Consider the following 24,758-nt stretch of genomic DNA (forward strand, 5'->3'; position numbering starts at 1 on the left):
CCTCCTCGGGATGGCTCGTCGACCGCGCGTGCGGGGGTGCCGACTCCCTGCGTCCGGTCGTGGAGCTCGCTCACGGAGGTCCTCCTCGGCTCGAAGGCTGTACGGGCCCATCCTGGGGGACGGTGGCCCGACGCGCACACGGAAGGCACGGATCCGTTCCGTCACCGCCCCCCGGTGCGTCGGTGCTGGTGGGACGCGCGGGACCGTGGAGCGCCGCCGGGCCGGCACGAGGTGCCGCCGGGCCCGCCGACCGGGAGGATCGCCCCGTGACGCCCACGAGCCCGGCCGGAGACCACGGGGTGCCCGCGTCCCCCGCGCCCGACCTGGCCGCTGCGGTTCAGCAGCTGCGCGACCGGGTCGCCGCCGTCCCGCTGGTGTTGGCCACCCCCGGCCGGGACGCCGCCGCGCGGACCGCCCGGGCCGTCGTCGACCAGGTGGACGACTACCTGCTGCCCCGGCTGCGCGACCTGGACGCACCGCTGCTGGCCGTCGTCGGCGGCTCGACCGGGGCCGGCAAGTCCACGCTGGTCAACAGCCTGCTCGGGGAGCAGGTCACCACCCCCGGCGTGCTCCGTCCGACCACCCGCTCCCCGGTGCTGGTCTGCGCCCCGGACGACCGGGCCGCCTTCGCCGACGACCGGGTGCTGCCCGGGCTGGCGCGCACGACCGGGGGGTCGGCGGGCGCGGGCTCGGTGCAGCTGGTGGTCTCCGCCCGACTGCCCCCGGGCCTGGCCCTGGTGGACGCCCCGGACGTGGACAGCGTCGTGGAGGCCAACCGGGACCTGGCCGGCCAGCTGCTGTCGGCCGCGGACCTGTGGGTCTTCGTCACCACCGCCTCCCGGTACGCCGACGCGGTCCCGTGGGACCTGCTGCGCACCGCGGCCGACCGGGGCACCGCCCTCGCGGTGGTGCTGGACCGGGTGCCGCCGGAGGCCGCCGCCGAGGTCAGCGCCGACCTGGCCGGGATGCTGCAGCGCGCGGGCCTCGCCCAGGCCCGGCTCGTCGTGGTGGAGGAGCGACCGCTGGTCGAGGGCCGGCTCCCCGAGGACCAGGTGGGCGCCCTGCGGTCCTGGCTGCACGGCCTGGCCGCGGACGCCGGGGCCCGGGCCGAGGTGGTCCGGCAGACCCTGGTCGGTGCGCTGGCCAGCCTCGACGACCGGGTGGCCGTGGTCGAGGCCGGGGTCACCGAGCAGACCGCCGCGGCGACGGCGCTGCGCGGGGCCGCCGACGCCGCGCACGCCCAGGCCCGCGACGACGTCGACGACGGCGTCCGCAGCGGCACCCTGCTGCGCGGGGAGGTGCTGGCGCGCTGGCAGGAGTTCGTCGGCACGGGGGAGTGGATGCGGTCCCTGCAGGCCGGCATCGGCAGGTTGCGGGACCGGGTGACCGCGGCCCTGACCGGCCGGCAGACCCCGGCCGAGGACCTCACCGTCGCCCTGGAGTCCAGCGTCGAGCACCTGCTCCGCTCCGCCGCCGACGACGCCGCCGAGCGCACCGTGACCGCGTGGCGCTCGCTGCCCGGCGGTGGGCCGCTGGTCGCCGGCCGCGAGCGGGAGCTGTCCACGGTCTCGCCCGGCTTCACCGAGGCCGCGGCGGACGCCGTCCGGGGCTGGCAGGGTGCGGTCCTGGAGCTGGTCCGCGGTGAGGGTGCGGGCAAGCGGTCCCGGGCGCGGGTGCTGTCCTGGGGTGTCAACGGGGCGGGTGCGGTGGTGATGGTCGCGGTCTTCGCCCAGACGGCGGGGCTGTCCGGGGCCGAGGTCGCCGTCGCCGGTGGCACCACGGTCGTCGGGCAGAAGGTGCTGGAGGCCGTGTTCGGCGACTCCGCCATCCGTCAGCTCGCCGACCGGGCCCGCGCCGACCTCGACGAGCGGGCCGCCGCGTTGCTCCACGTGGAACAACGCCGCTTCGACGAGCTGCTGGCCGACGCAGCCACCCCGCAGGACGCCACGGGCCTGCGCGCCGCCGTGACCGACCTGGCCCGGGTCCGGCGGTGAGCCGCCGGGAGCTGCCGCTGGCCGACCGGCTGTCGGCGCTGCGCGACGCGGTCGAGGTGGCCGAGGGCCGGCTCGACGTCCCGGAGGTGGGCCGGGCCCGGCAGCTGCTGGCCAAGGCCGGGGCCCGCCAGGCGCTCGGGGACGCCACCGTGGTGGCGCTCGCCGGGGCGACCGGCAGCGGGAAGTCCACCCTGTTCAACGCGCTGTCGGGCAGCGAGGTCAGCACCCCCGGGGTGCGTCGACCGACCACCGGGGTCGCGCACGCCACGGTGTGGGCAGCCGACGACTCGGCCGACCGGCTGCTCGACTGGCTGGAGGTCCCGCGCCGGCACCGGCACGCCCCCGACCCGGCGCTGGACGGCCTGGTGCTGCTGGACCTGCCCGACCACGACAGCGTGCGGCTGGAGCACCGCCTGGAGGTGGACCGGCTGGTCGAGCTGGTCGACGTCCTGGTCTGGGTGCTGGACCCGGAGAAGTACGCCGACGCTGCCGTGCACGACCGCTACCTGAGGCCGTTGGCCGGCCACAGCGGGACGCTGCTGGTCGTGCTCAACCAGGTCGACCGGCTCGACGACGCCGCGGCGGCGGCCTGCCTGGCCGACCTGCGCCGGCTGCTGGACACCGAGGGACTGGCCGACACCGAGCTGCTGGCGGTCAGCGCACGCACCGGGGACGGCCTGCCCGGGCTGCGCTCCCGGCTGGCCGAGCGGGTCGCCGCCCGCCGTGCCGCGGCGCTGCGGCTGACCGCCGACGTCCGGGGGGTGGCGACCGCGCTGTCGGCGCACTGCGGCTCCTCCGGTCGCACGTCCGACGCCGACCGGGGCTCCCTCACCCGGGCGCTGGGCGATGCGGCCGGGGTGCCGGCGGTGGTCGCGGGCGTGGAGCGCTCGACCGTCCGGGCCGGCACCGCGCAGACCGGCTGGCCCGTCGTCCGGTGGCTGGGGAAGCTCCGCCCGGACCCGCTGGGCCGGCTGCACCTGGGGTCCGCCGACGCGCGCAGCTCGCTGCCGGCGGCCGGGGCCGTCCAGCAGGCGGCCGTGGCGACGGCGGTCCGGCGCGCCCGGGACACCGCCGGGGCCGGGCTGCCGGTGGCCTGGACCGACGACCTGCGGCGCACCGTCGAGGTGCACTCCGACCGGCTGACCGATCGGCTGGACCGGGCCGTGACCGGCACCGACCTGGGGTCCGAGCGCACCCCGCTGTGGCAGCGCGGGGTCGGCGCACTGCAGTGGCTGCTGGTGGCCACCGCCCTGGTCGGGGCGCTGTGGCTGCTGGCCCTGGTGGCGCTGGGCTGGCTGCAGCTCGACGACGTCGTCCCGCTGCCCCGGGTGGAGGGCCTGCCGGTCCCCACCGTGCTGCTGGTGGGCGGGCTGCTGGCCGGGGCCCTGCTGGCGTTGCTGTGCCGGCCGCTGGTCGCGCTCCGGGCCCGCCGCCGGGCTCGGCGGGCCCGGCGGCGGCTGGAGGACGCGGTGGCCGAGGTCGGCCGGGTCGAGGTCCTGGAGCCGCTCGCCGAGACCGGTGCCGACCACGACCGGTTCTGCGCCGCCGTCACCCGCGCCGGGAGCTGATGCCCCCGGCCGCACAGCCGGCCGGAGTACACAGGCGCCAGGTCGCCGGTACGGGGCTCAGGTCCACCCGGTCGAACACACGGGCGGGTGGACCGCCCGGCCGGCTCAGTTCAGCGCGCGGACACCGTCGGGCAGGTTGCCGCCGCGGATCGCGGAGACCGCGAAGTCGGCGAAGGCGGTGAGCGCCAGGCGCTGGGTCCACGGGCCGAAGGACACCCGGGCGACGCCGAGCTGGGCCAGCCGCTCCTGGGGCAACGAGCCGGGCACGTTGATGACCGACACCCGGCGCTCGCCGATGCCCTGGACCAGCTGGACGACGGTGGACTCGTCGAGCTTGCCGGGGACGAAGATGCAGGCCGCGCCGGCGTCCAGGAAGGCCCGGCCGCGCTCGACCGCGTCGGCGACGACGTCGGCCTTGGGGCGGTCGCCGGCCTTGACGAAGGCGTCGGTGCGGGCGTTGAGCACGAACGGCACGCCCTCGGCCTCACCGGCGGCCACGGCGGCGCGGACGGCGGCGACGGCCTGGTCCAGCGGCTTCATCTGGTCCTCGAGGTTGGCGCCCACGACACCAACCCCGATGGCCTTGCGGACGGTCTCCCCGGCGTCGCCGTAGCCGGCCTCCAGGTCGGCGGACACCGGCACCGACACCGCGCCGGCGATCCGGCCGACGGCCTCGATCATCGTGTCGACCGGGATGGCCTCGCCGTCGGGGTAGCCGTGGGAGGCGGCGATCGAGTGGCTGGCGGTGGCCAGCGCGCGGGTCCCGGGCAGCGCGGCGACGACGGTCGCGGTGATCACGTCCCACACGTTGACCACGGTGAGCAGCGCGGGGTCGGTGTGCAGGCGCAGGAGCTCGACGGCCTTGTCGGCGGTCGTGGGCGTCCGGGGGTCCGACGGGGGGTTCGACATGCCCCCAGTCAAGCCGACGGCGGCACCGCCGGCCCGGTGCGGTCGGCCGGCGGGACCGCGTGCGCGGGCATGCCGCTGACGTCGAGCTGCTGCAGCAGGCCGGTGAGCTCCAGCGGGCCGGTGACGATGCGGCTGGTGGCGATCACCCGGACCCGCTTGTCGTGGGCCTCGGGGTGCTGGCTGAGCCACACCAGCGCGGTGACGCCGGCCGAACCGAAGAAGTGCACGTCGGACAGGTCGACGGTGAGCACCTCGGGCGCCCCGCGCAGGGCGTGCAGCAGGCTCTGCTGCAACGCCGGGTTGTAGGCCGAGTCGAGCATCCCTGTGACGGCGGCGACCAGCTCGCCGTCCTCGCCGGGCCGGGTCGACACCGTGAACGGCACGTCCTCGGCATGGTCGTGCACCGTCTCCACGGGGTCCTCCTCTGCAACGCTGCACCAGGTGTCGTCTCCGCCGGCGACCGGGCTCAAACCACGGCGGACGTGACGGCGGGCACGCCCGTGACCGCATCGTGACCGCCTCCGTCGTGCGACGCCTGGGGCTGCTGTGGCACGTTGGTCCGCAGTCGAACCGATCCGGTGGCGTTGCGCCACGGGTCCGCAGCGGGGGCCGCCGACCACCTGAGGCCCCGCTGTGTCCGTCCCGCTCGAACCGACGGGCGGTCCCCGAGACCAGGGAAGCGGGTGGGCCCTTGTGGCAGTACCTCCTCGACCGTCGTGAGCTGATCGCCTTCCAGGCCTACCAGCACGTGAGCCTGGTGGTGCAGTGCGTCGTCCTGGCCACCGTGCTGGCCGTCGGCCTGGCGGTGCTGTCCTACCGCAGCGCCCGGGTCACCAGCCTGGCCAACAGCGTCTCCGCGATCGGGCTGACGATCCCCTCGTTCGCGCTGCTGGGCCTGCTGCTGGCCCCCTTCGGCTTCGGCATCACCCCGGCGGTCGTCGCCGTCGTCTTCTACGCGGCCCTCCCGGTGCTGCGCAACGCCCTGGTCGGCCTCAGCGGCGTGGACCAGTCGCTGGTCGAGTCCGCCCGCGGCATCGGCATGAGCCGGCTGACCACGTTGCGGCGGGTCGAGCTGCCGCTGGCCTGGCCGGTGATCCTGGCCGGCGTCCGGGTGTCCACCCAGATGGTCATGGGCATCGCCGCCGTCGCCGCCTACGTGCTGGGGCCGGGCCTGGGCAGCCTCATCTTCTCCGGACTCTCCCGGCTGGGCGGCGCCAACGCGCTGAACGCCACGCTCGTCGGGACCATCGCGATCGTCCTGCTGGCCCTCGTCCTGGACGTGGTGCTGGTGCTGGTCGGTCGCCTGACCACCTCGAGGGGCATCCGTGTCTGAGACCCTGACCCACGCCGGCGACCCCGCCCACGACCGCACCGTCAGCGGCGTCGCCATCCGCCTGGAGGGCGTCACCAAGCGCTACCCGGGCCAGTCCGAGCCCGCCGTCGACGCCGTGGACCTGGAGATCGCCGCCGGGGAGACGGTGATGTTCGTGGGCCCGTCGGGCTGCGGGAAGACCACCCTGCTCAAGATGCTCAACCGGCTCATCGAGCCCAGCGGCGGGAAGATCTTCCTCGGCGACGAGGACGTCACCGGCCAGGACCCCGACCAGCTGCGCCGCCGGATCGGCTACGTCATCCAGGCCGGCGGGCTGTTCCCGCACATGACCGTGGGCACCAACATCGGCCTGGTCCCCGGGATGCTCAAGTGGGACCGGAAGCGGATCGCCGAGCGCATCGACGAGCTGCTGGACCTGGTGGGGCTGGACCCCGAGGTCTACCGCGACCGGTTCCCCAAGGAGCTCTCCGGTGGCCAGCAGCAGCGCGTCGGTGTGGCCCGGGCGCTGGCCGCCGACCCGCCCGTGCTGCTCATGGACGAGCCCTTCGGCGCGGTCGACCCGATCACCCGGCAGCGGCTGCAGGACGAGCTGCTGCGGATCCAGGAGGAGCTGGGGAAGACGATCGTCTTCGTCACCCACGACTTCGACGAGGCCGTGAAGCTCGGGGACCGCATCGTGGTCTTCGACGTCGGTGCGCGGGTCGTCCAGTACGACACCCCCGAGGCGATCCTGGCCGAACCGGCCGAGGACTACGTGGCCGACTTCGTCGGTGCCGGCGCGACCCTCAAGCAGCTGACCCTGACCCGGGTGGGCGACACCGGGCTGCACACCCCGGTCACCGCGGCCGCCGGTGAGGACAGCGCCGCCGTCGTCACCCGGGCGACCGCGGCCGGCGAGCAGTACGTCGTGGTCACCGACGGCCGTGGCCGGCCGATCAGCTGGCCCTCGGTCGCCGAGCTCACCCGGACGACGACCGTGCCGGCCACCCGCGACGAGCGGCTGCCCGTCGTGGGTCTGCGCTCCACCCTCAACGACGCACTGGACACCATGCTCGCCGCCAGCCAGGGCGGCGTCGTCGTCACCGGCCGGCGGGACGCGGTGGCCGGGGTGCTGGTCGTCGAGCAGGTCATGGCCGCGATCCAGTCGACCCGCGGGGAGACCCGCGGGTGACCGCCGCCGTGGACCTCGCGGTCACCGCGCCGGAGACCGTCGAACCCGGGGGACGGCGCGACGGCGTCGCCTGGCGCGGCCTGCTGGTGCAGCCCGCGCTGATCGTGGTCGTCGCCGTGGCGTTCGTCGTCTGGCGCTCCACCGCCACGCTGACCGACGCCGAGGCCCGGCCGCTGGGCTGGTCGGCGCTGGGCGGCAGCATCCTGGACCACCTGCAACTGGTCGCCGTGGCCGCGGTCGTCGTGCTGGCCGTCGGCATCCCGCTGGGCGTGCTGCTCACCCGGGGCCCGTTCCGGCGGGCCAGCCCGCTGGTGCTGGGCGTGGCCAACACCGGTCAGGCCGCGCCGGCGATCGGGCTCTTCGTGCTGCTGGCCACCTGGCTGGGCTTCGGCTTCGGGTCCGCCGTCGTCGCGCTGGTCCTCTACTCGGTGCTGCCGGTGCTGCGGAACACGATGGTCGGACTGCAGGGCGTGGACGCCCGCCTCGTGGAGGCCGGCCGCGGCATGGGCATGAGCGCGCTGGCCGTGCTGCTGCGGGTCGAGCTGCCGCTGGCGGTGCCCGTCGTGCTCTCCGGCGTCCGGACGGCGCTGGTGCTGCTGGTGGGCACCGCCACGCTGGCCACCTTCATCGACGGTGGCGGGCTGGGCCTGCTGATCACCACCGGCATCAACCTCAACCTGGACACCCTGCTCTACAGCGGGGCCCTGCTGGTCGCGCTGCTGGCGTTGGCCGTGGACTGGGTCGGCCGGGTCGTGGAGACCCTGGCCCGCCCGAAGGGACTGTGACGATGCGCCGCACGGCCGCCGCCCTGCTCACCGCACCCCTGCTGCTGGCCGGGTGCGGGCTGCAGGCCGCCAACCAGTACACGCCCGAGGCGGAGCCCGGGTCGATCCAGCCGGTCGAGGGGGCCGAGGGCGTCGAGCTCGTCGTCGGCGCCAAGAACTTCACCGAGCAGCTGGTGCTCGGCAAGATCGCCGTCATCGCGCTGCAGACCGCCGGGTTCGACGTGCTGGACCGGACCAACATCCCCGGTTCGGTGCCGGTCCGCACCGGCGCGACGTCGGGGGAGATCGACATGAACTGGGAGTACACCGGCACGGCCTGGCTGACCTACCTCAGCGAGCCCGAGGGCATCCCGGACCGGACGGAGCAGTACGAGGCGGTGCGCCAGGCCGACCTGGCCAACGGGCTGACCTGGCTGCCGCCGGCGGAGATGAACAACACCTACGCCTTCGCGATCCGCAGCGAGGCGGCCGCCGACCTGGGCGTGACCACGCTGAGCGACATCGCCGCGCTGCCGGTGGAGGACCGGACGTTCTGCGTCGAGGCGGAGTTCGCCAGCCGCAACGACGGCTTCGTGCCCATGCTCGAGCGGTACGGACTGCCGCTGGGCAGCGCGGACGGCGTCCCCCGCGACGCCGTCTCGACCCTGGACACCGGGGCGGTGTACACGGCCACCGACCAGGGCGCCTGCAACTTCGGCGAGGTCTTCACCACCGACGGCCGGATCGAGTCCCTGGACCTGACCGTCCTCGAGGACGACCGGCAGTTCTTCCCGGCCTACAACGTCGCCCCGGTGGTCTACACCCAGACGCTGGAGGAGCACCCCGAGCTGGCCGACGTCTTCGCCGAGATCACCCCGCTGATCACCGACGAGGTGATGATCGAGCTCAACCGGCGGGTCGACGTCGACGGCGAGGAGCCGGTCGACGTGGCGCTGGACTGGATGCGCTCGGAGGGCCTGGTCGAGTGAGGACCCCGGCCGGTCAGTCGGGCAGGTCGCCGACCGGTCGCAGGTCCTCCGCGGAGCGGCGGCCGCTGACCACCTCGGCGGCCAGCTGGTCGACGTCGAGGTCGGCGGCGTAGGCGCTGGCCCGCAGCAGTGACAGCGCCTGGGGGCTGGTGACGCCCAGCTCGGCGTTGAGGACGCCGATGGCGACCCAGACCTGGGCGCGGCGCCCGGCCGGCGGGGCGTCCAGCCAGGCCGGGGTCTCGGCCCCCCGGGAGGCGTGCGCCATGGCGCCGGTGAAGACCGAGCTGATCTCCCCGACCACGGCCAGCGCGTCTCCCAGACCGATCTCGTCCAGCCCGTGCGGCGGGGTCAGGTACAGGTCGACGGTGCCGATGCCGGCCAGACCGCCCGCCAACGGGAGCGAGGCCACGCTGCGGTAGTCGGTGTTCTCCACCAGCCCGGCGTGGAACCCCGGCCAGCGGCTGGCCAGCTCGGCCTCGCTGGCCAGCACCGGCGCCCGGGTGGCCGCGGCGGCCAGGCACGGGCCGGCGCCGACGGTGAACTGCAGCCGCTCGGCGTCGGCGGCCATCGCCGAGCTCGCGCCCAGCGGCAGACGGCGGTCCGGGGCGAACAGGACGCTCATCCCGGCGCCGTCGACCGGCAGGGCGGCCAGGCAGGCCATCGCCAGGCGTTCGGGCAGCAGCTCGGCGCCCATCGTCCCGGACGCCTCCGCCGCCGCGATCGCGTCGGTGAACCGGCTCAGCGTGCTCACGAGCCCTCCGTGTGTGGGGCCGCGCGCGGGCGGCGGGTCGGGTCGGTCAGCCGTGGGTGCAGGCTGCCGGGGCAGAGTGTCTACCGCGTCGGGAGGCACCTGACACACGTGCAGGGAGGAGGCGGGGTGCGGTCCTTCGACGAGGTGGCCGACGAGCTGTACGCCGTCGTCCCGACCGGGTTCGTCGCCGCCCGCGCCGACGCCGTCGCGGAGGCCAAGGGCACCGACAAGGTGCTGGCCCGCCGGATCGGCGAGCTGGGCAAGCCGACGCTGGCCGCCTGGACGGTGAACACGCTGGTCCGGTCCGCCGGGGAGCAGGTGCAGGAGCTGGTCGGGCTGGGCGAGCTGATGCGCCAGGCGCAGGACACCCTGGACCCCGAGGCGATGCGGGAGCTGTCCAAGCAGCGCCAGCAGGTGGTCCGCGCGCTGGCCCGGGAGGCGGCCCGGCTGGCCCGCCGGGCCGGGCACCCGGTCAGCGACCAGGTCACCACCCAGGTCGAGGAGACGCTGCGGGCAGCGGTCGCCGACCCGGCCGCGGGGCAGGCGGTCCTCGCCGGCCGGCTGACCGGAGCGCTGTCCTACAACGGCCTGGGGACGCCGGACACCTCGGCGCCGACCGTGCCCGCACGCCGTCCGGCCCCACCACCGCGGCAGGCGCCCGCCGCCGAGCCGGAGACCGAGCCCGCCCCGCCGGTGGACCTGGAGGCGGCCCGGGCCGCGAAGGCCGAGCGGGTCGCCCGGCGCGAGGCCGAGGAACGGCTGCGCCAGGCCCGGGCCACCCTCCGCGCCGCCCGGACCGTCGCCGAGGAGGCAGCCGAGGAGGCCGAGCAGGCGGTGGCCGCGGCCCGGGAGGCCGAGCGGGCCGCCGACCAGGCCCGTCGCGGCCGGGACGACGCCCGGGCCCGGGTCGAGGAGCTGGAGGCCCAGCTGGCCGCCGCGCGCGAGCTGGCGGCCGCCGCCGAGGACGACGTCGCCACCACGGAGGCCTCCGCCGAGCAGGCCGGCCGGGACCGGGACGGCGCGGTGGCCGACGCCGAGCAGGCCACGGCCGACCGGGACCGCGCCCAGCAGGTCGTCGACGAGCTCTCCTGACACCGGACGGGCGGTACCGGGCAGGTCGGTGCAGGATGTGACCGGCAGCACACGACCGGTCGGGTGGTGGGCTGTCCGAGGTCGGGAGACACCGCATGACCACGACCGAACGGCGTCCCGACGCGGGACCGGCGCACACCACGGTGGCCGAGCCCGCCGAGCAGCAGTCCGACCTGGAGCTGGTCGAGGCCGCGATCGAGGCGCTGACCGGTGCCCTGCCGGTCGCGCTGAGCCCCACCCAGGGCCTCGCCGCGGCCCGCCGGCTGGTCGGCACGGTCGCCCGCCAGCCCCGCGCGCTGACCCGCCGCGGGGTCGACCTGACCGCCCAGCTGGCCCGGGTCGCCGTCGGCACCTCGGGGATCGAGCCCGACCGCAAGGACGCCCGGTTCAAGGACCCGGCCTGGCAGGAGAACCCCGTCTACAAGCGGCTGGGCCAGTCCTACCTGGCCTGGAACCGGGCCGTGCACGGCGTGGTCGAGGACCTCGACCTGGACGAGAAGAGCAAGCTGCGCGCGCTGTTCCTGCTGCGGCTGCTCACCGAGGCGGTCGCGCCCACCAACACGCTGCTGGGCAACCCGGCCGCGCTGAGGCGGGCGCTGGAGACCCGCGGCCGCAGCCTGGTCGACGGCGCCCGGCACGCCGCCTACGACGTCCGCAACAACGGGGGCATGCCCTCGATGGTCGACAGCCGGCCCTTCGTGCTCGGCGAGACGATCGCCGCGACACCCGGGTCGGTGGTCTGGTCCAACGAGATCGCCGAGCTGATCCAGTACACGCCGACCACGCCCCAGGTGCACGCCCGGCCGATGCTGGTGCTGCCCCCGCAGATCAACAAGTACTACGTGCTGGACCTGGCGCCGGGCCGCAGCATGGTCGAGCACCTGGTGAGCCACGGCCACCAGGTCTTCATGCTCAGCTGGGCCAACCCGGGCGCGACCGACGCCGCCTGGGACTACGACTCTTACGCCCGGACGGCGCTGGAGGCCTCCGACGTCGTCCGCGAGATCACCGGGTCGCCGGACATGAACATGCTCGGCGTCTGCGCCGGCGGGATCACCGGCGCCGGCCTGCTGGGCCACCTGGCCACCGCCGGGGACGACCGCTTCGCCAGCGTGACGTTCCTGGTCACCCTGATCGACTTCGAGGTGCCCTCCCAGGTGGGCACCTTCATCTCCCGGCCGGTGGTGGCCGCGGCCGGGCGCAAGAGCCGTTCGGACGGCGTCCTCAGCGGGCGCGAGCTGGCCCGGGTGTTCGCCTGGCTGCGCCCCAACGACCTGGTCTGGAACTACTGGGTCAACAACTACCTGATGGGCAAGAACCCGCCGGCCTTCGACGTGCTGGCCTGGAACGCCGACGCGGTCGACCTGCCCGCCGGGCTGCACGGGGACTTCATGGACATGGCGCAGAGCAACGCGCTCACCCACCCCGGCGAGCTGCGGGTGCTGGGCACCGCCGTCGACCTGGGCCGGGTGACCGCGGACGCCTACGTGGTCGGCGCCGTCACCGACCACATCTGCCCGTGGCGGGCCTGCTACCCCACGGTGGACCTGCTCGGCGGCGACGTGCAGTTCGTGCTCAGCAGCCAGGGCCACATCCAGGCGCTGATCAACCCCTCGGGCAACCCCAAGGGGTCCTACCGGACCACCGACCCCGTCCCCGAGGGCGAGGACGCCCCCAGCGCCGACGAGTGGCTGGAGCAGGCCACCGAGCACCAGGGCTCCTGGTGGGACCACTGGGTGCAGTGGCTCGAGCCGCGCAGCGGGCCCAGGCGCAAGGCCCGGAAGGCCCTCGGCAGCACGGCCCACCCGCCGACCCAGGACGCGCCGGGCAGCTACGTCCGCGCGACCACCTGACGTGCGGACCGCGGCACCACGTCAGCTGGAGATCGGTGGCTTCTCCCTGCGCGTCCGGGTCGACCACGCCGGCGCCGGGCACCCGCTGCTGCTGGTCAACGGCATCGGCGCCACCGGGGACCTCTTCGACACCTTCCGCGAGCACCTGGCCGACCGGGAGACCATCAGCTTCGACGCACCCGGCGTGGGCGGCAGCTCCACGCCGCACTACCCGCCGACGCTGCGGAAGCTGGCCGGCGTGGTCGCCGAGCTGGTCCGCGCGGTGGGCCACGAGCGGGTCGACGTGCTGGGGCTGTCCTGGGGCGGCGCGCTGGCCCAGGAGCTCGCCCGCCGGTACCCCGACGTCGTCCGGCGGCTGGTGCTGGCCGGCACCACCCCGGGCTGGGTGTCGCTGCCCGGGCGGCCGGCGGCGATCAGCGTGCTGGCCTCACCGCTGCGCTACTACTCCCCGGGCTACCTGACCCGGGTCGCGCCCACGCTCTACGGCGGCGGCATCCAGCACCACCCGGACCTGCTGGGGGAGCACGCCGCGCAGCGCTCGGCGCACCCGCCCACGCCCTACGGCTACCTGTGCCAGATCGCCGCGCTGCGCCGCTGGTCCAGCCTGCCCTGGCTGCACCGGCTGGAGATGCCCACCCTGGTCCTCGCCGGGGACGACGACCCGATCATCCCGCTGGCCAACGCCCGGCTGATGGCCTCGCGGCTGCCGCACGGCCGGCTGCACGTCGTCCGCGGGGGCGGGCACCTGTTCCTCTTCACCCACGCCGACGCGATGGCGCAGGTGGTGCAGGCGTTCCTGGACGAGCCGCGCCTGGATCAGGCCCCGTAGGAGGCCAGTCGGCTGACCAGGAACTCCACCGCGGCGTCGCTGTCGACGGTCTCGGCGACCTCGACGGCGGTGTCCGCGGTGGACACCGACCGGCTGTCGACCAGCGTCTGCCCGCGGGCGGCGCCCAGCGTGGTGCCGACCACGACGTCCCGGCGGACGGTGCGCAGCGTGCCGGGCACGATCGCCTCGGTCAGCGCGAGCGCGTCGTGCACGACCACGCCGCTGATCCCGTAGGCGTCCCGGGCGGCGTCCACGTACTGGCGCAGGACCGCGGCAGCGGTCTCCCCGACCGTCCCACCGGTGCTGCGGAAGCGCTCGATGCCCTCCTCGGTGAGCACCGTGGGCAGCGTGACGTCCAGTCCGACCATGGTCACCGGCAGCCCGGAGGTCAGCACGGCGTGCGCGGCCTCCGGGTCGGCCCAGGCGTTGAACTCCGCCGCGGAGGTGACGTTGCCGCCGCGGTGCGCCGAGCCGCCCATCCAGACGACCCGGCCGATCCGCTGCGCGGCCTCGGGGTACACCGCCATCAGCAGCGCGATGTTGGTCAGCGGGCCGATCGGGGCCACCGTGACGGTGCCCGGCTCGTGCGCCAGCAGCAGCTCCGCCAGCGCGACGACGGCCGGCCGGGGGTCGACCGACGCGGGGGAGGGGGGCAGCTCCACCCCGCCCAGGCCCGCGGTGCCGTGCACGTGCCCGGCGCGGGTGGGCAGCGGGTGCACCAGCGGACCGGCGGCGCCGGCGGCCACCGGCACGTCGGAGCGGCCGGCCAGGTGCAGCACCCGCAGGGCGTTCTCCGTCGTCTGCGCCAGCTCGACGTTGCCGTGCACCGTCGTCACCAGCTCCAGGTCCACCTCGGGGCTCGCCAGCGCGAGCAGGACCGCCAGCGCGTCGTCGATGCCGGGGTCGGTGTCGATCACCAGGGGGATGCGGTCGGTCACCCCCGCAGTCTGCGCCACGCCCCCGCCCCGCCGGCTCCGGCATGGGATCCCCCGCATATCGCAGACGGCCCATCCGGTATGCGGGGGATCCCATGCCAGGGCCGCCGGACGCACCGTCCGTCACACCCGACACGCCCGTCCCAGGCGTCGCGTCCCGGGGTCACCGACTCCACCGGCGCAGCGAACCTGCGGAAACGCCGGTTCGCGTCGACAAGTGACCGGTTCCCGGGGGCGGTGACCGGCCTGCGACACGGCTCTCACAACGGTTCGGTCACGCGGCCTCCAGGGAGTGTCCGTACGAGCCGACCACGGGAGCCCCACGCGTCACTCTCATCCCTGACCGCAGTCCTCCCCGACCACGGTCCACGCCCACCAGGAGAGAGACACGAGACATGGCGATCACCTCGATCACCGCTCCCACCACGCTCGTCCTCACCGAGCTGCCCGGCCCCGGCCAGGACGCCCGGTACTCCGCCATCGACAGCGGCGTCGAGGTCCCGGAGTCCCGCACCACCCCCGCCCGCACGACGGCGGCCGGCCGCACCGCCGTGGCCCGCGCCGCCGCCGGCGAGCACGTCCGACGGGCACCGGTCGCGCCGCAGCGACCCGTGGCCACCGCGGCGACCGCGGCCCGCCGCGCCGAGCTCGCCCGCTCGGTCGCCGGCACCGCACCCCGGCGGCAGACCGCTGCCGCCCGCACCGCTGCCGCCCGCACCGCACCGTCCCGCGACGCCGAGGGCTGGGGCCGGCGCACGCCGGTCGCGACCAGCACCCCGGGCACCGTCCGCCGCAGCACGCCGCCCCGGCTGACCCTGGCCCGGCTGCTGGTCTGGTGGCGCTCCGCGCTGCTCACCGGCTGGCACCGGCTGGGCTCGTGGGGTGCCGGCGTCGACGGCGAGAACCTGGCCTGGGGCCGGTCCCGCGCGGCCGTCGTCCCCCGGCAGGAGCCGCCGGACGGCGTCCTGGCCCGCCATCGCGCCCCGGACGACGACGACCCGGTGCCGATGCGGGAGCTGCCCAGCACCCCGACGTCCCCACCGCCGGTGCGCCGCAGCCAGCAGGCGCACCTGGTCCGCCCGGTCGCCCCGGCCGTGCTGATGGGCCGGCTGTCGGCGATGCCGGCCCGCCCGGTCGCCCCCGCCGTCGAGAGGCCGGTCGTGGCCCCCGCCCCGACCCCCGCCGTCGTCGCCCCCTCACCGGTGCAGACCCCGCCGGTGCACCACCAGCCTGCCGCCCTCTCGGAGCCGGTCCTGGCGAGTCGTCCGGTCGTCCGGACGTCGCGTCGTGCGGTGGTCCGTGGGGTGGCGTGGACGTCCAGTCCCTCCGGTTCGGGATCGCTGCGACCCAGCAGCGGCGTCCGTACGGTGGCGCCATGTCCTCAGCAGGGTTCACGACCCGACCCGAGCTCGCCGGCACCTTCGGCATGGTCGCCTCGACACACTGGCTCGCCAGCCAGGCAGGCATGGCGACGCTCGAGGCGGGCGGCAACGCCTTCGACGCCGCCGTCGCGGCCGGTTTCGCCCTCCACGTCGTCGAGCCCCACCTCAACGGCCCGGGGGGCGAGGTCCCGATCGTCTTCGCCCGCGGCGGGGCCGGTGGGTTCTCGAGCGGGGCCGTCAGCGTCCTGTCCGGTCAGGGGGTCGCCCCCGCGACCGCGAGCATCGAGGCCTTCGAGGGCCTGGGGCTCGAGCTGGTCCCCGGTACGGGCCTGCTCGCCGCCACCGTCCCCGGTGCCGTCGGTGCCTGGCTGACCCTGCTCCGCGACCACGGCAGCCTGCCGCTGGACGCCGTCCTCCGCTACGCCGTCGAGTACGCCGAGACCGGCCACCCCCTCGCACCACGGGTGGCAGCGACCGTCGACTCGGTCTCCGAGCACTTCTCCACCCACTGGCCGACCTCGGCCGCCACCTGGCTCGCCGCCGACGGAGCTCCTCCGACAGCCGGCCGCCTGTTCCGCAACCCTGCTCTCGCCTCCACCTACCGCCGACTGCTCGATGCAGCGCGCGGCCCCTCACGGGAGGCGGGCATCGACGCGGCACTCGCGGCCTGGTACTCCGGATTCGTCGCCGATGCGATCGACGTGTTCTCCCGGCAACCCGTGCGCGACGACTCCGGTCGCGACCACGCGGGCTTCCTCACCGGGCACGACCTCGCCAGCTGGCAGCCGACGTACGAGCCCCCGGTCACGACCGACTGGCGAGGGTGGGACGTCTCGAAGGCCGGGCCGTGGTCCCAGGGACCGGCGATGCTCCAGGCACTGGCGATGCTGGACGGGGTCCCGGGCCTGGCGCCGGGTCAGGGAGCAGGCGAGCAGGCACCCACGGCCGACGTCGTCCACGCCACCGTCGAGGCGGTCAAGCTGGCCATGGGCGACCGGGAAGCCTGGTACGGCGACGAGCCGGACGTGCCCCTGCAGGACCTGCTCTCCCCGCACTACTCCGCCGAGCGGCGGGCGCTCATCGGTGACACGGCCAGCCTCCAGCTGCGGCCCGGCTCACCGGACGGGCGCCCGCCCCGGCTCCCCCGGCACGTGACCCACCCCTCCGGCGCCCACACCTCCGGCCGCGCCACCGGCGCCGGCGTCGGGGAACCCACCGTCGCCCGCACCGGCGAGCAGGTGGTCGAGCCCGACGGCACCACCCGCGGCGACACCTGCCACGTCGACGTCGTCGACCGCTGGGGCAACATCGTCTCGGCGACGCCGTCCGGCGGTTGGCTGCAGAGCTCCCCGACGATCCCGGGCCTGGGCTTCGCGCTCGGCACCCGGGCGCAGATGTTCTGGCTGGACCGCGGGCTCCCCAACTCCCTGGCCCCGCGCAAGCGCCCCCGCACCACGCTGACGCCGACCCTGGCGCGCGAGCGGGACACCGGCCGCCGGCTGGCCTTCGGCACCCCGGGCGGGGACCAGCAGGAGCAGTGGCAGCTGTGCTTCTGGCTGGCCCACACCGTGCGCGGGCTGGACCTGCAGGCCGCCATCGACGCCCCGGCCTGGCACACCACGTCGTTCCCGTCCTCGTTCTACCCGCGGGAGACCAACCCGGGGGAGGTCGTCGTCGAGTCCCGCGTCGGGGACGACGTCATCGCCGATCTGCGCCGCCGCGGCCACGACGTGCTCGTCGCCGACCCGTGGTCGCTGGGCCGGCTCTCCGCCGTCAGCGCCGACCCGGAGGCCGGGCTGCTGCGCGCGGCCGCCAACCCCCGCGGCATGCAGGGGTACGCCGTCGGCCGCTGACCGGGGTCAGCGGGCGAAGGCGAGCAGGGCGGGGGTGTCCTGGCCGGCCCAGGTGCCGCGCAGCACCGGGCCCGAGACGGTGCCCTCGGCCGGGCCGCCGAGGACCCGCAGCAGCACCAGCTCGGCGCCGCCGGTGTCCAGCAGCGTCGTCGTGCCCTGGTCGGTGGCGCTGACGACGACGTCGGCGGGCGGGGGGCTGAGGGTGCCGAGCGCACCGTCGGCGTGCACCCGGGCGGTGGGCTCGCGCAGCTCCGGCCCGTCGGGGGTCTGGTGTTCCAGCTCCGCCTGCGGCGTGCCGGTGAGCAGTGCGGCGGCCAGCGCGGCGGCGTAGACCGGGTCGGTGGGGCCGTCGTACACCCAGCGGGTGCCGAGCACCGAGTGCTCCGTCGTCCCCAGCAGGCCGGCGCCCTCCAGGGGCTGCGCGCGGTAGGTCACCGGCACGTGCAGGACGGCGTCCCCGGCCCGCAGCAGGAACGTCTCGGTGCCCACCTCGCCGGCCGGGTCGTCGAACCGGTAGGCCCCGGCCACCTCCAGGGACGCCGTGGTCAGCCCCGCGGCCCACGGTCGGGTGGGCACCCAGGCCTGCAGCAGCTCGAGCTTGCCGGGGACGAGGGTCGCTGCGTGGATGACGGCCATGGCCGGCACGCTAGTGCCGTGTGTCGGCCGGGCCCGGCGCGACGACGGCGGTCAGGCACCGGCGCAGCGTGGTGACGACGCTGCCGGCCACGAAGAGGTCACCCCCGGTGGCGGTCCGCTGCCGGCGGACGTGCCCCGCGAGCTCCTCGACGGCGACCCGGGCGGTGGCCACCACGGCCGGGTCGCCGACGACGTCGTCCCCGATGGCGTCGTCGGCGATGGACCGCAGGGCGGCGGCGATGGCGGCCAGCGCCTGCGCGGTGGGTGGCCGCAGCGTGGGGCCCATGGCGATCTCGTCCATCTGCAGCTCGGCGGTCTCGTGCTCCCGGACCAGCTCGGTGACGTCGGCGACCAGGAAGGCCAGGCTCTCCAGCGCGCGGGCGTGCTCGTACTGCTGCTGAGCCTCCTCGGCGTACCGGCGGGCCCGGCGGTTGCCGCGGCGGGCCTGGTCGGACAGCTGCACGGCGGTGCGGGTGCTGTTCAGGACCGGGTCGATGGCGTGCATCCGCTCCTGCCACTCGTGGCCGGCGGGCGGTGACTCCTGGCGCAGCCCGGCGGCCAGGTCGTCGAGCTGGTCGGCGAGCAGGTCCCGCAGCTGGGCGAGCTGCGCCTGCGCGGGGGCCAGCGGCAGCGGCGGGAACGCGGCGGTCACGGCGAGCCCGATGGCGGCGCCCAGCAGGGTGAGCCCGGCGTACCCGGCGACGTAGCCGAAGGGGTCCCGGTCCCCGATGATCAGCGTGAACAGCGCTGCGGTGGCCACCCAGCTGCCGGAGTCCCCGAGTGCCCGCCACCCGGCCAGCAGCACCCCGAGGGCGACGACGACGGCGATGGTGGCGCCGTTGGGGTAGGCCAGCGCGTCCACCCCGAGCGCCACGGCGGCACCCAGGGAGATCGCGACGACGGTCTGCGCGGCCTCCCGGGCGGACCCCGCCAGCGTCGTGGACGTCGCGATGACCGCGCCCAGCGGCGCGTAGTAGGGGTAGGCGGCGGCCGGTCCCGGGACCAGCTGGACCACCGCCCAGGCCAGCGACGCGGCCAGCGCGGCCTTCGCCGCCAGCCCGTACCGCGGGTGTCGGGCCCACGTGCGGACCAGGCCCCCGGTCCACCGTCGAGCCCGCCGAGCGCTGTCCACCACCACGACATCCTCCCGTGCGCGTCACGGGCCGCAGCGGATCGGGCAGGTGGGGGGCATGATCTGGGGGTGGACGACGGGGACGGGTGCGGGCGCGACGCGTCCGCCGTCCCCGGCCCCCGGGCCCCTGGTGCACCGGCGGCACCGACCGCGCAGGACGGCGACGTGCTCACCCAGGCCCTCGCGGCGAGGCTGCGCGGCGACCGGGACCGGGTCGCCGCGGTGCGCCGGGTCGAGTCCGCGGCCGTCGGCTCGCGCGCCCTGGAGCGGCTGGCCCAGCTCGCCGCCCGGCTGCTGGACGCCGGCTCGGCCCAGGTGTCCCTGCTCGGTGAGCAGCAGACGGTGGCCGGCGGCTCGGGTCTGGCCCCCGACGCGGTGGGCGGCCAGGGCCCGCTGGCCGACTCGCTGTGCACCGTCACCGCCAGCGGTCCCGGTCCGCTGGTGGTCACCGACGCCGCCGCCGACGACCGGGTCGCCCACCTGCCCCCGGTCCGCGCGGGCGCGGTCGGGTCCTACCTGGGGATGCCGCTGACCGGCTCCGGCGGGCACGTCGTGGGGGCGCTGTGCGTCTTCGACCCCGCCCCGCGGGAGTGGAGCGAGGCCGACCTGGTGCTCATCGGGCAGCTGGCCGACTCCGTGGCCACCGAGCTCGAGCTGTCCGCGCTGTCCACCGAGTTCGAGGCCAGCCGGCTGCGCTGGGGGCTGGCCATCGACGCCGCCGAGATCGGCAGCTTCGACTGGGACCTGCTCACCGGGAGGCTGGTCTGGGACGACCGGCTGGTCGAGCTGTTCGGCTACGAGCGGCACAGCTTCGGGGAGACCATCGAGGACTTCAACGCCCGGCTGCACCCCGACGACGTCCCCCGGGTGGCCGACGCCCTGGAGGCCTCGATCGCCTCGGTCGGCCTCTTCGAGGCCGAGTACCGGGTGCAGCTGCCCACCGGGGAGACCCGCTGGGTGCTGGGCCGGGGCCGGGCGCTGGCCGACGACAGCGGCCGCGCGGTCCGGCTGCTGGGTGCTGCGTACGACACCACCCGCCAGCGGCACGGCGACGCCCGGGTCGCCCGGGTGCTGGAGTCGATGTCGGCTGCCTTCTACTCGGTGGACCGGGAGTGGCGGTTCACCTACGTCAACAGCGAGGCCGAGCGGCTGCTGCAGCAGTCCCGCGACGGCCTGCTGGGCGGGGTCATCTGGGAGCTGTTCCCGGCGACCGTGGGCAGCGACTTCGAGACCGTCTACCGCGGGGCCGTGAGCAGCGGCGCGCAGGCGGTCTTCGAGGCGTACTACCCGCCGCCGCTGGACGGCTGGTACGAGATCCGGGTCTGGCCGAGCCCGGACGGGCTCAGCGTCTACTTCCTGGACATCACCGAGCGCCGGGCCGCCGAGGAGCGTGCCCGGCGCAGCGCCGCGCGGCTGGCGCTCATCGCCGAGGTGACCGCCGTCTTCGGCGCCGCGCTGGCCGGGGACCGCACCTCCGAGGACGCCCTGGACGCCCTGGCCGGAACCGTCGTCCCGGTGCTGGGGGACGCCGCCATCGTCAGCCGGCTGGACGCCGACGGCCGGATGCGCGACGTCAGCAGCGCGCACGTCGACCCGGAGCTGGCCCCGGTGTTGGCCCGCTACGCCGCGCTCCGGCTGCCGGCGCTGCAGCCGACGGCGCCGGTCGTGGCCGCCCTGGACTCCGGGCACGTGGCCGCCAGTGACGACCTGGACGCCGTGGTCGGGGCACACCTGCCCGCCGGGGAGGTCGCCGACTGCTACGCCCGCTTGGGGTTGCGTTCGGTGGCGGCGTTCCCGCTGGTCGCGCGGGGCCGCACGGTGGGTGCGTTGACGGTCTACCGCGGCTCCGCCCGGCCCGCGCCGGACGAGGAGGACCTGTCGGCCGGCCGTGAGGTCGCCGACCGTGCGGCGCTGGCGATGGACGCCGTCCGGCTGTACGAGCAGCAGCGCCGCATCGCCGAGGAGCTGCAGCGCAGCCTGCTCACGGCCCCGCCGGCGACCCCGGGCGCCCGGGTCGCGGTGCGCTACCTGCCCGCCGCCGAGGCGGCCCAGGTCGGCGGCGACTGGTACGACGCGTTCCACCAGCCCGGCGGTGGGCTGGTGCTGGTCATCGGGGACGTCGTGGGCCACGACACGGAGGCCGCCGCGGCCATGGGGCAGCTGCGGGGGCTGCTGCGCGGCATCGCCTTCCGCCAGGGCTGGGGCCCGCGTGACGTGCTGGTCGACCTGGACCGGGCCATCCAGGGACTGCAGGTCGACACCATGGGCACCGCCGCGATCGCCCGGCTCGAACCGGCCGACCCGGACGCGCCGGCGGGCTCCACCCGGGTGCGCTGGTCCAACGCGGGGCACCCGCCGCTGATGGTGCTGCGTGCCGACGGCGGGGTCGACGAGCTGTCCGTCGCCCGCGCCGACCTGATGCTGGGCGTCGACGACTCGCTGCCGCGCCGGGAGCACGAGGTGCTCGTCGGCCCCGGGTCGACGGTGCTGCTCTACACCGACGGCCTGGTCGAGGGCCGGGACATGCCGCTGGACGAGGGGCTGACCCGGCTGCACCGGGTGCTGCGCGAGCTGGGCCCGGTGGCGCCCGGGGAGCAGGCCCTCGAGGAGTTCTGCGACCGGGTGGTCGAGCAGCTGCGTCCCTCGGGCTCCGAGGACGACGTCGCGCTGCTCGCGGTCCGGCTGGACTGAGCAGCGCCCTCCGGGCGGTCAGCGGGGGAGCAGGGCCCAGACGCTCTTGGTGTCCCCGCGGGTGACCCAGCCGTGCGCGGTGGACATCTCCGCGATCAGGTAGAGGCCCAGGCCGCCCTGACTGGGGTCGCGGCCGATGGCCGGGCTCGGCGGCCGGACGGCGGCGGAGTCGACGACCTCGACCAGCCAGGACTCCCCGTGCGGGGCGACCCGCGCGGCCACCCCGGCACCGCCGTGGCGCAGCGCGTTGGAGGCCATCTCGTCGAAGGCCAGCACTACCCGGTCCACGAGTTCGGCGGCCGCGTCGTCCTCGGCGCCGTCGAGGGCCGCCACGAGGTGGCGGCGCAGCTGCCCGCGCACCCGGGGCAGCTCGGCGACGTGGGTCAACGGCCAGGTCAGGCCGGCGGGTGCGTCCGGGGGCGCCGAGGACGGCCACAGCGGGCTGGCCGACTCGCGGGTCACGCGCGCACTCCCTCGTCCTCCATCGGGTCCTGGTCTGGGCACGGTCCGACCGCAGCGCCCGTCGGTGGTGCTCACCGCCACCGACCGTCAAACACGATGGGACCACCGTCACACGTCCGAGGCGGTGGGGCCCGGCACCAGGAGACCACGGACCCACCGAACGGGCACGTCAGGAGTGCGTACGGGTCGGTTCCGTCAGGCGCGTGACGGTGCGCCAGTTGCGGGCGGTCACCAGCACGCCCAGCAGCCGGTCCCACGGCCAGCCGCCCACCGCACCGGCCGCGGCGACGCCGTCGGGACACCACAGGTGCAGCTCCCGGCCGGTCAGCCACCACCCACCCTGGTCCGGGCCGGCGGCGGGCACGCGGGCCACCGCGTCCGGGTCGGGGGTGCGGTCGCAGAAGCCGACCAGGTAGCGGGACGGGTCGCCCTCGACGTGCGGGCCGGCGGCGACCAGGGCGTCGAGCTCCTGCACCGTCCGGACGACGACCGGCACGTCGTGCCCGAAGCCCTCGAGCACCGCGGCGCGCACCTCGGCGGCCAGCCCGACCTCGTCCAGGTCGCTGTCCAGCAGCACGTTCCCGCTCGTCAGGTGGGTGCGGACGGCCCCGTGCCCGCGGGCGGCGAGCTGCTCGCGCAGCGGACCCATCGCGATCCGGCGGGCCGTGCCGACGTTGATGCCGCGCAGCAGGACGACGTACCGGGTCACGGGGGCCAACCTAGGCGGCACCGTCTCGGTCTGGAAGGGTGAGGGCATGCGGTGGCGCGGGGTCGAGGACGCCGCACCGCTGGTCGGTCCGGCAGCTCCGGGGATGCCCCGGGGACCGCACGACGCCTCCACCACGACGCCTCCGGCGCCGCGCTGCGCTCCGCGCAGCAGAGCGCCGGTCCGACGGGACAGGTCGACCCGCGCCACCGCACCCGGCTGTTCCACGTGAATCCGCCTACCGCCCGCACCACCGCCCGCGCCCTCGCCGACGCCTTCCTCGGGGCCCGGGAGTGGCAGGTGCCCGCCCTCGTCGCCCGCGGCCGGCTGGTGCTCGACGCCGAGCCCGACTGGCTCACCGACCTCGCCCGGGCCGCCGTCACCGCCTGGCGGGTGACGCCGCACGACGCCCCGGCCGAGCTGGCCCGGGTGCTGCTCGCCGTCCCCGGGGTGTTCGAGCCGCCGGTGCCCGAGATGGTGACCTCCGGCGAGGACGGCGAGGACGACGACGAGGACGGGTTCCTGGTCTGGGCGGCCGACGAGGAGCCGGAGGGCTGGCAGGGCGCCCGGGCCGCCGCCCCCGGCTCCCCGCGGGTGGTGCGGTGGCTCCCGGCGCACACCCGGATGGGCCGCACCCCGTGGCGGGTGGCCCCGCTGGACGACCTGGCCGACGTCGCCGAGCTGCTCGCCACCGACCTGGACCACCTGGCCTGGTACGCCGACCGGCAGGGCCGGCAGCGCGCCGAGCCCTCCGGACGGCTGCAGCTGTACCGCCGGCACTGGCGGGTCCGGCCGGGCCGGGTGCCGCGGCTGCTGGAGACCCCCAGGCCCCGGCTGCGCACCGCCCAGCGGGTGTTGCTGGACCGGGTGCTGGCGCCGGTCCCGCCGCACCCCGCCGCACACGGCTTCGTCACCGGCCGGTCCGCGGTGACCGGCGCCCAGCAGCACGTGGGCGCCGACGTCGTCCTCACGATGGACCTGGCCGCCTTCTTCGCCACCGTCACCTCCGGCCGGGTGTACGCCACGCTGCGGACCGCCGGGTACCCCGAGCCGGTCGCGGACCTGCTGACCGGGCTGCTCACCACCCGGGCCACCCGCGACGACCTGGCCACCATGCCGCCCGGGGGGTCCGACGCCGCCCGGGCGCACGTCCGGTCCGCGCTGGCCGCACCGCACCTGCCGCAGGGGGCGCCGTCGTCCCCGCAGCTGGCCAACCTGTGCGCCCAGCGGCTGGACCGTCGGCTGGCCGGGTACGCGGCGGCCGCCGGCGCGGTCTACACCCGGTACGCCGACGACCTCACGTTCTCCGGTGGCCCTGACGTCGCCCGGCGGGTGGGTGCGCTGCGCCACGGGGTGGCCCGCATCGTGGCCGCCGAGGGGTTCGCCCTGCAGCCGGCCAAGACCCGGGTCCGCGGCCGGGGTGCCCGGCAGACCGTCACCGGGATCGTCGTCAACGACCGGACGTCGCTGCCCCGCCGCGAGCTGGACGCGCTGCGGGCCCGGCTGACCAACGCGGTCCGGCTCGGTCCGTCGGTGCAGGACCTGGCCGCGTTCGACGGTGACCGGGGCGCGCTGCGGGCGCACCTCGCCGGGCGGGTGGCGTGGGTGGCGCAGGTGCACCCCGTGCGCGGCGAGCGGCTGGCCGCGTTGCTGGCCGCGGTCGACTGGGACCCGGTCGACACACACCTGTGACCCGGCTGTGACCGGT

General features: G+C 76.1%; 20 protein-coding genes. 12 read left to right on the plus strand and 8 right to left on the minus strand.

Annotated elements, in window-relative coordinates; translation table 11 throughout:
- Positions 1 to 266 precede the first annotated feature (266 nt).
- Positions 267 to 1,994: an ABC transporter gene (locus ASG41_RS15160; protein ID WP_235564824.1), complete on the plus strand. Its 1,728-nt coding sequence runs from the start codon at positions 267 to 269 to the stop codon at positions 1,992 to 1,994.
- A complete protein-coding gene (locus tag ASG41_RS15165) occupies positions 1,991 to 3,562 on the plus strand; it encodes a GTPase (RefSeq protein WP_056296371.1) in 1,572 nt (523 codons plus the stop codon). Before ASG41_RS15160 ends, ASG41_RS15165 begins: the two co-directional genes overlap by 4 nt.
- 105 nt (positions 3,563 to 3,667) lie before the next feature.
- Here ASG41_RS15165 and ASG41_RS15170 read toward each other — a convergent pair whose 3' ends face one another.
- A complete protein-coding gene (locus ASG41_RS15170) occupies positions 3,668 to 4,471 on the minus strand; it encodes an isocitrate lyase/phosphoenolpyruvate mutase family protein (RefSeq protein WP_056296374.1) in 804 nt (267 codons plus the stop codon).
- Between the two features lie 8 nt (positions 4,472 to 4,479).
- Positions 4,480 to 4,884: an STAS domain-containing protein gene (locus ASG41_RS15175; RefSeq protein WP_056296377.1), complete on the minus strand. Its 405-nt coding sequence runs from the start codon at positions 4,882 to 4,884 to the stop codon at positions 4,480 to 4,482.
- Positions 4,885 to 5,162: 278 nt separating this feature from the next.
- Between ASG41_RS15175 and ASG41_RS15180 the strand changes: the two genes are divergently transcribed.
- The 4 genes from ASG41_RS15180 to ASG41_RS15195 are packed head-to-tail and all read left to right on the plus strand — an operon-like array spanning position 5,163 to position 8,728.
- Positions 5,163 to 5,804, plus strand: coding sequence for an ABC transporter permease (locus ASG41_RS15180; RefSeq protein WP_056296380.1), 642 nt, complete (start codon positions 5,163 to 5,165; stop codon positions 5,802 to 5,804).
- Entirely contained in the window at positions 5,797 to 6,975 is a 1,179-nt protein-coding gene (locus ASG41_RS25295) for an ABC transporter ATP-binding protein (RefSeq protein ID WP_056296382.1), read from the plus strand. Before ASG41_RS15180 ends, ASG41_RS25295 begins: the two co-directional genes overlap by 8 nt.
- Positions 6,972 to 7,760, plus strand: coding sequence for an ABC transporter permease (locus ASG41_RS15190; protein ID WP_082556960.1), 789 nt, complete (start codon positions 6,972 to 6,974; stop codon positions 7,758 to 7,760). The genes ASG41_RS25295 and ASG41_RS15190 overlap by 4 nt, the downstream gene beginning before the upstream one ends.
- Positions 7,761 to 7,762: 2 nt before the next feature.
- Positions 7,763 to 8,728 (plus strand): glycine betaine ABC transporter substrate-binding protein, encoded by a 966-nt coding sequence (locus ASG41_RS15195; protein WP_157519432.1) that lies wholly within the window; start codon positions 7,763 to 7,765, stop codon positions 8,726 to 8,728.
- 13 nt (positions 8,729 to 8,741) lie between these two features.
- On the opposite strand, the gene ASG41_RS15200 is transcribed toward ASG41_RS15195, so the two are convergent.
- Positions 8,742 to 9,479: a GAF domain-containing protein gene (locus tag ASG41_RS15200; RefSeq protein WP_056296390.1), complete on the minus strand. Its 738-nt coding sequence runs from the start codon at positions 9,477 to 9,479 to the stop codon at positions 8,742 to 8,744.
- A gap of 126 nt (positions 9,480 to 9,605) precedes the next feature.
- Here ASG41_RS15200 and ASG41_RS15205 point away from each other — a divergent pair, with 126 nt between their 5' ends.
- The 3 genes from ASG41_RS15205 to ASG41_RS15215 all read left to right on the plus strand — a co-directional run bounded on the left by ASG41_RS15205 (position 9,606) and on the right by ASG41_RS15215 (position 13,253).
- On the plus strand, positions 9,606 to 10,571 hold the full coding sequence (locus ASG41_RS15205; RefSeq protein ID WP_056296393.1) for a hypothetical protein: 966 nt from the start codon (positions 9,606 to 9,608) through the stop codon (positions 10,569 to 10,571).
- Positions 10,572 to 10,666: 95 nt separating this feature from the next.
- The gene (locus ASG41_RS15210; RefSeq protein ID WP_056296397.1) at positions 10,667 to 12,424 is read left to right on the plus strand and encodes an alpha/beta hydrolase; all 1,758 of its coding nucleotides are present in this window, start codon (positions 10,667 to 10,669) and stop codon (positions 12,422 to 12,424) included.
- A 1-nt stretch (position 12,425) separates the two neighbouring features.
- The gene (locus ASG41_RS15215; protein WP_056296399.1) at positions 12,426 to 13,253 is read left to right on the plus strand and encodes an alpha/beta fold hydrolase; all 828 of its coding nucleotides are present in this window, start codon (positions 12,426 to 12,428) and stop codon (positions 13,251 to 13,253) included.
- Here the strand turns inward: ASG41_RS15215 and ASG41_RS15220 are convergent.
- Positions 13,241 to 14,191 (minus strand): nucleoside hydrolase, encoded by a 951-nt coding sequence (locus ASG41_RS15220; protein WP_056296402.1) that lies wholly within the window; start codon positions 14,189 to 14,191, stop codon positions 13,241 to 13,243. The two genes, ASG41_RS15215 and ASG41_RS15220, sit on opposite strands and share 13 nt — an antisense overlap.
- Positions 14,192 to 15,563: 1,372 nt before the next feature.
- Between ASG41_RS15220 and ASG41_RS15230 the strand changes: the two genes are divergently transcribed.
- Complete coding sequence (locus tag ASG41_RS15230) at positions 15,564 to 17,423, plus strand: gamma-glutamyltransferase family protein (RefSeq protein ID WP_056296804.1); 1,860 nt, start codon at positions 15,564 to 15,566, stop codon at positions 17,421 to 17,423.
- A gap of 6 nt (positions 17,424 to 17,429) precedes the next feature.
- On the opposite strand, the gene ASG41_RS15235 is transcribed toward ASG41_RS15230, so the two are convergent.
- Positions 17,430 to 18,059 (minus strand): hypothetical protein, encoded by a 630-nt coding sequence (locus tag ASG41_RS15235; RefSeq protein WP_056296807.1) that lies wholly within the window; start codon positions 18,057 to 18,059, stop codon positions 17,430 to 17,432.
- Positions 18,060 to 18,069: 10 nt separating this feature from the next.
- Entirely contained in the window at positions 18,070 to 19,194 is a 1,125-nt protein-coding gene (locus ASG41_RS15240; RefSeq protein ID WP_157519433.1) for a hypothetical protein, read from the minus strand.
- Between the two features lie 162 nt (positions 19,195 to 19,356).
- Between ASG41_RS15240 and ASG41_RS15245 the strand changes: the two genes are divergently transcribed.
- Entirely contained in the window at positions 19,357 to 21,882 is a 2,526-nt protein-coding gene (locus ASG41_RS15245; RefSeq protein WP_235564825.1) for a SpoIIE family protein phosphatase, read from the plus strand.
- Positions 21,883 to 21,900: 18 nt separating this feature from the next.
- Here ASG41_RS15245 and ASG41_RS15250 read toward each other — a convergent pair whose 3' ends face one another.
- Together ASG41_RS15250 and ASG41_RS15255 are read right to left on the minus strand one after the other, a co-directional pair.
- Positions 21,901 to 22,344: an ATP-binding protein gene (locus tag ASG41_RS15250; RefSeq protein WP_056296413.1), complete on the minus strand. Its 444-nt coding sequence runs from the start codon at positions 22,342 to 22,344 to the stop codon at positions 21,901 to 21,903.
- Positions 22,345 to 22,513: 169 nt separating this feature from the next.
- Positions 22,514 to 23,053, minus strand: a complete 540-nt coding sequence (locus tag ASG41_RS15255; protein WP_056296416.1) for a DUF1697 domain-containing protein — start codon at positions 23,051 to 23,053, stop codon at positions 22,514 to 22,516.
- A 225-nt stretch (positions 23,054 to 23,278) separates the two neighbouring features.
- On the opposite strand from ASG41_RS15255, the gene ASG41_RS15260 reads away from it, so the two are divergent.
- Positions 23,279 to 24,742 (plus strand): reverse transcriptase family protein, encoded by a 1,464-nt coding sequence (locus tag ASG41_RS15260; RefSeq protein WP_157519434.1) that lies wholly within the window; start codon positions 23,279 to 23,281, stop codon positions 24,740 to 24,742.
- The last annotated feature ends 16 nt before the right edge of the window (positions 24,743 to 24,758 follow it).

The organism is Modestobacter sp. Leaf380, from assembly GCF_001424485.1.
Classification (GTDB): Bacteria; Actinomycetota; Actinomycetes; order Mycobacteriales; family Geodermatophilaceae; genus Klenkia.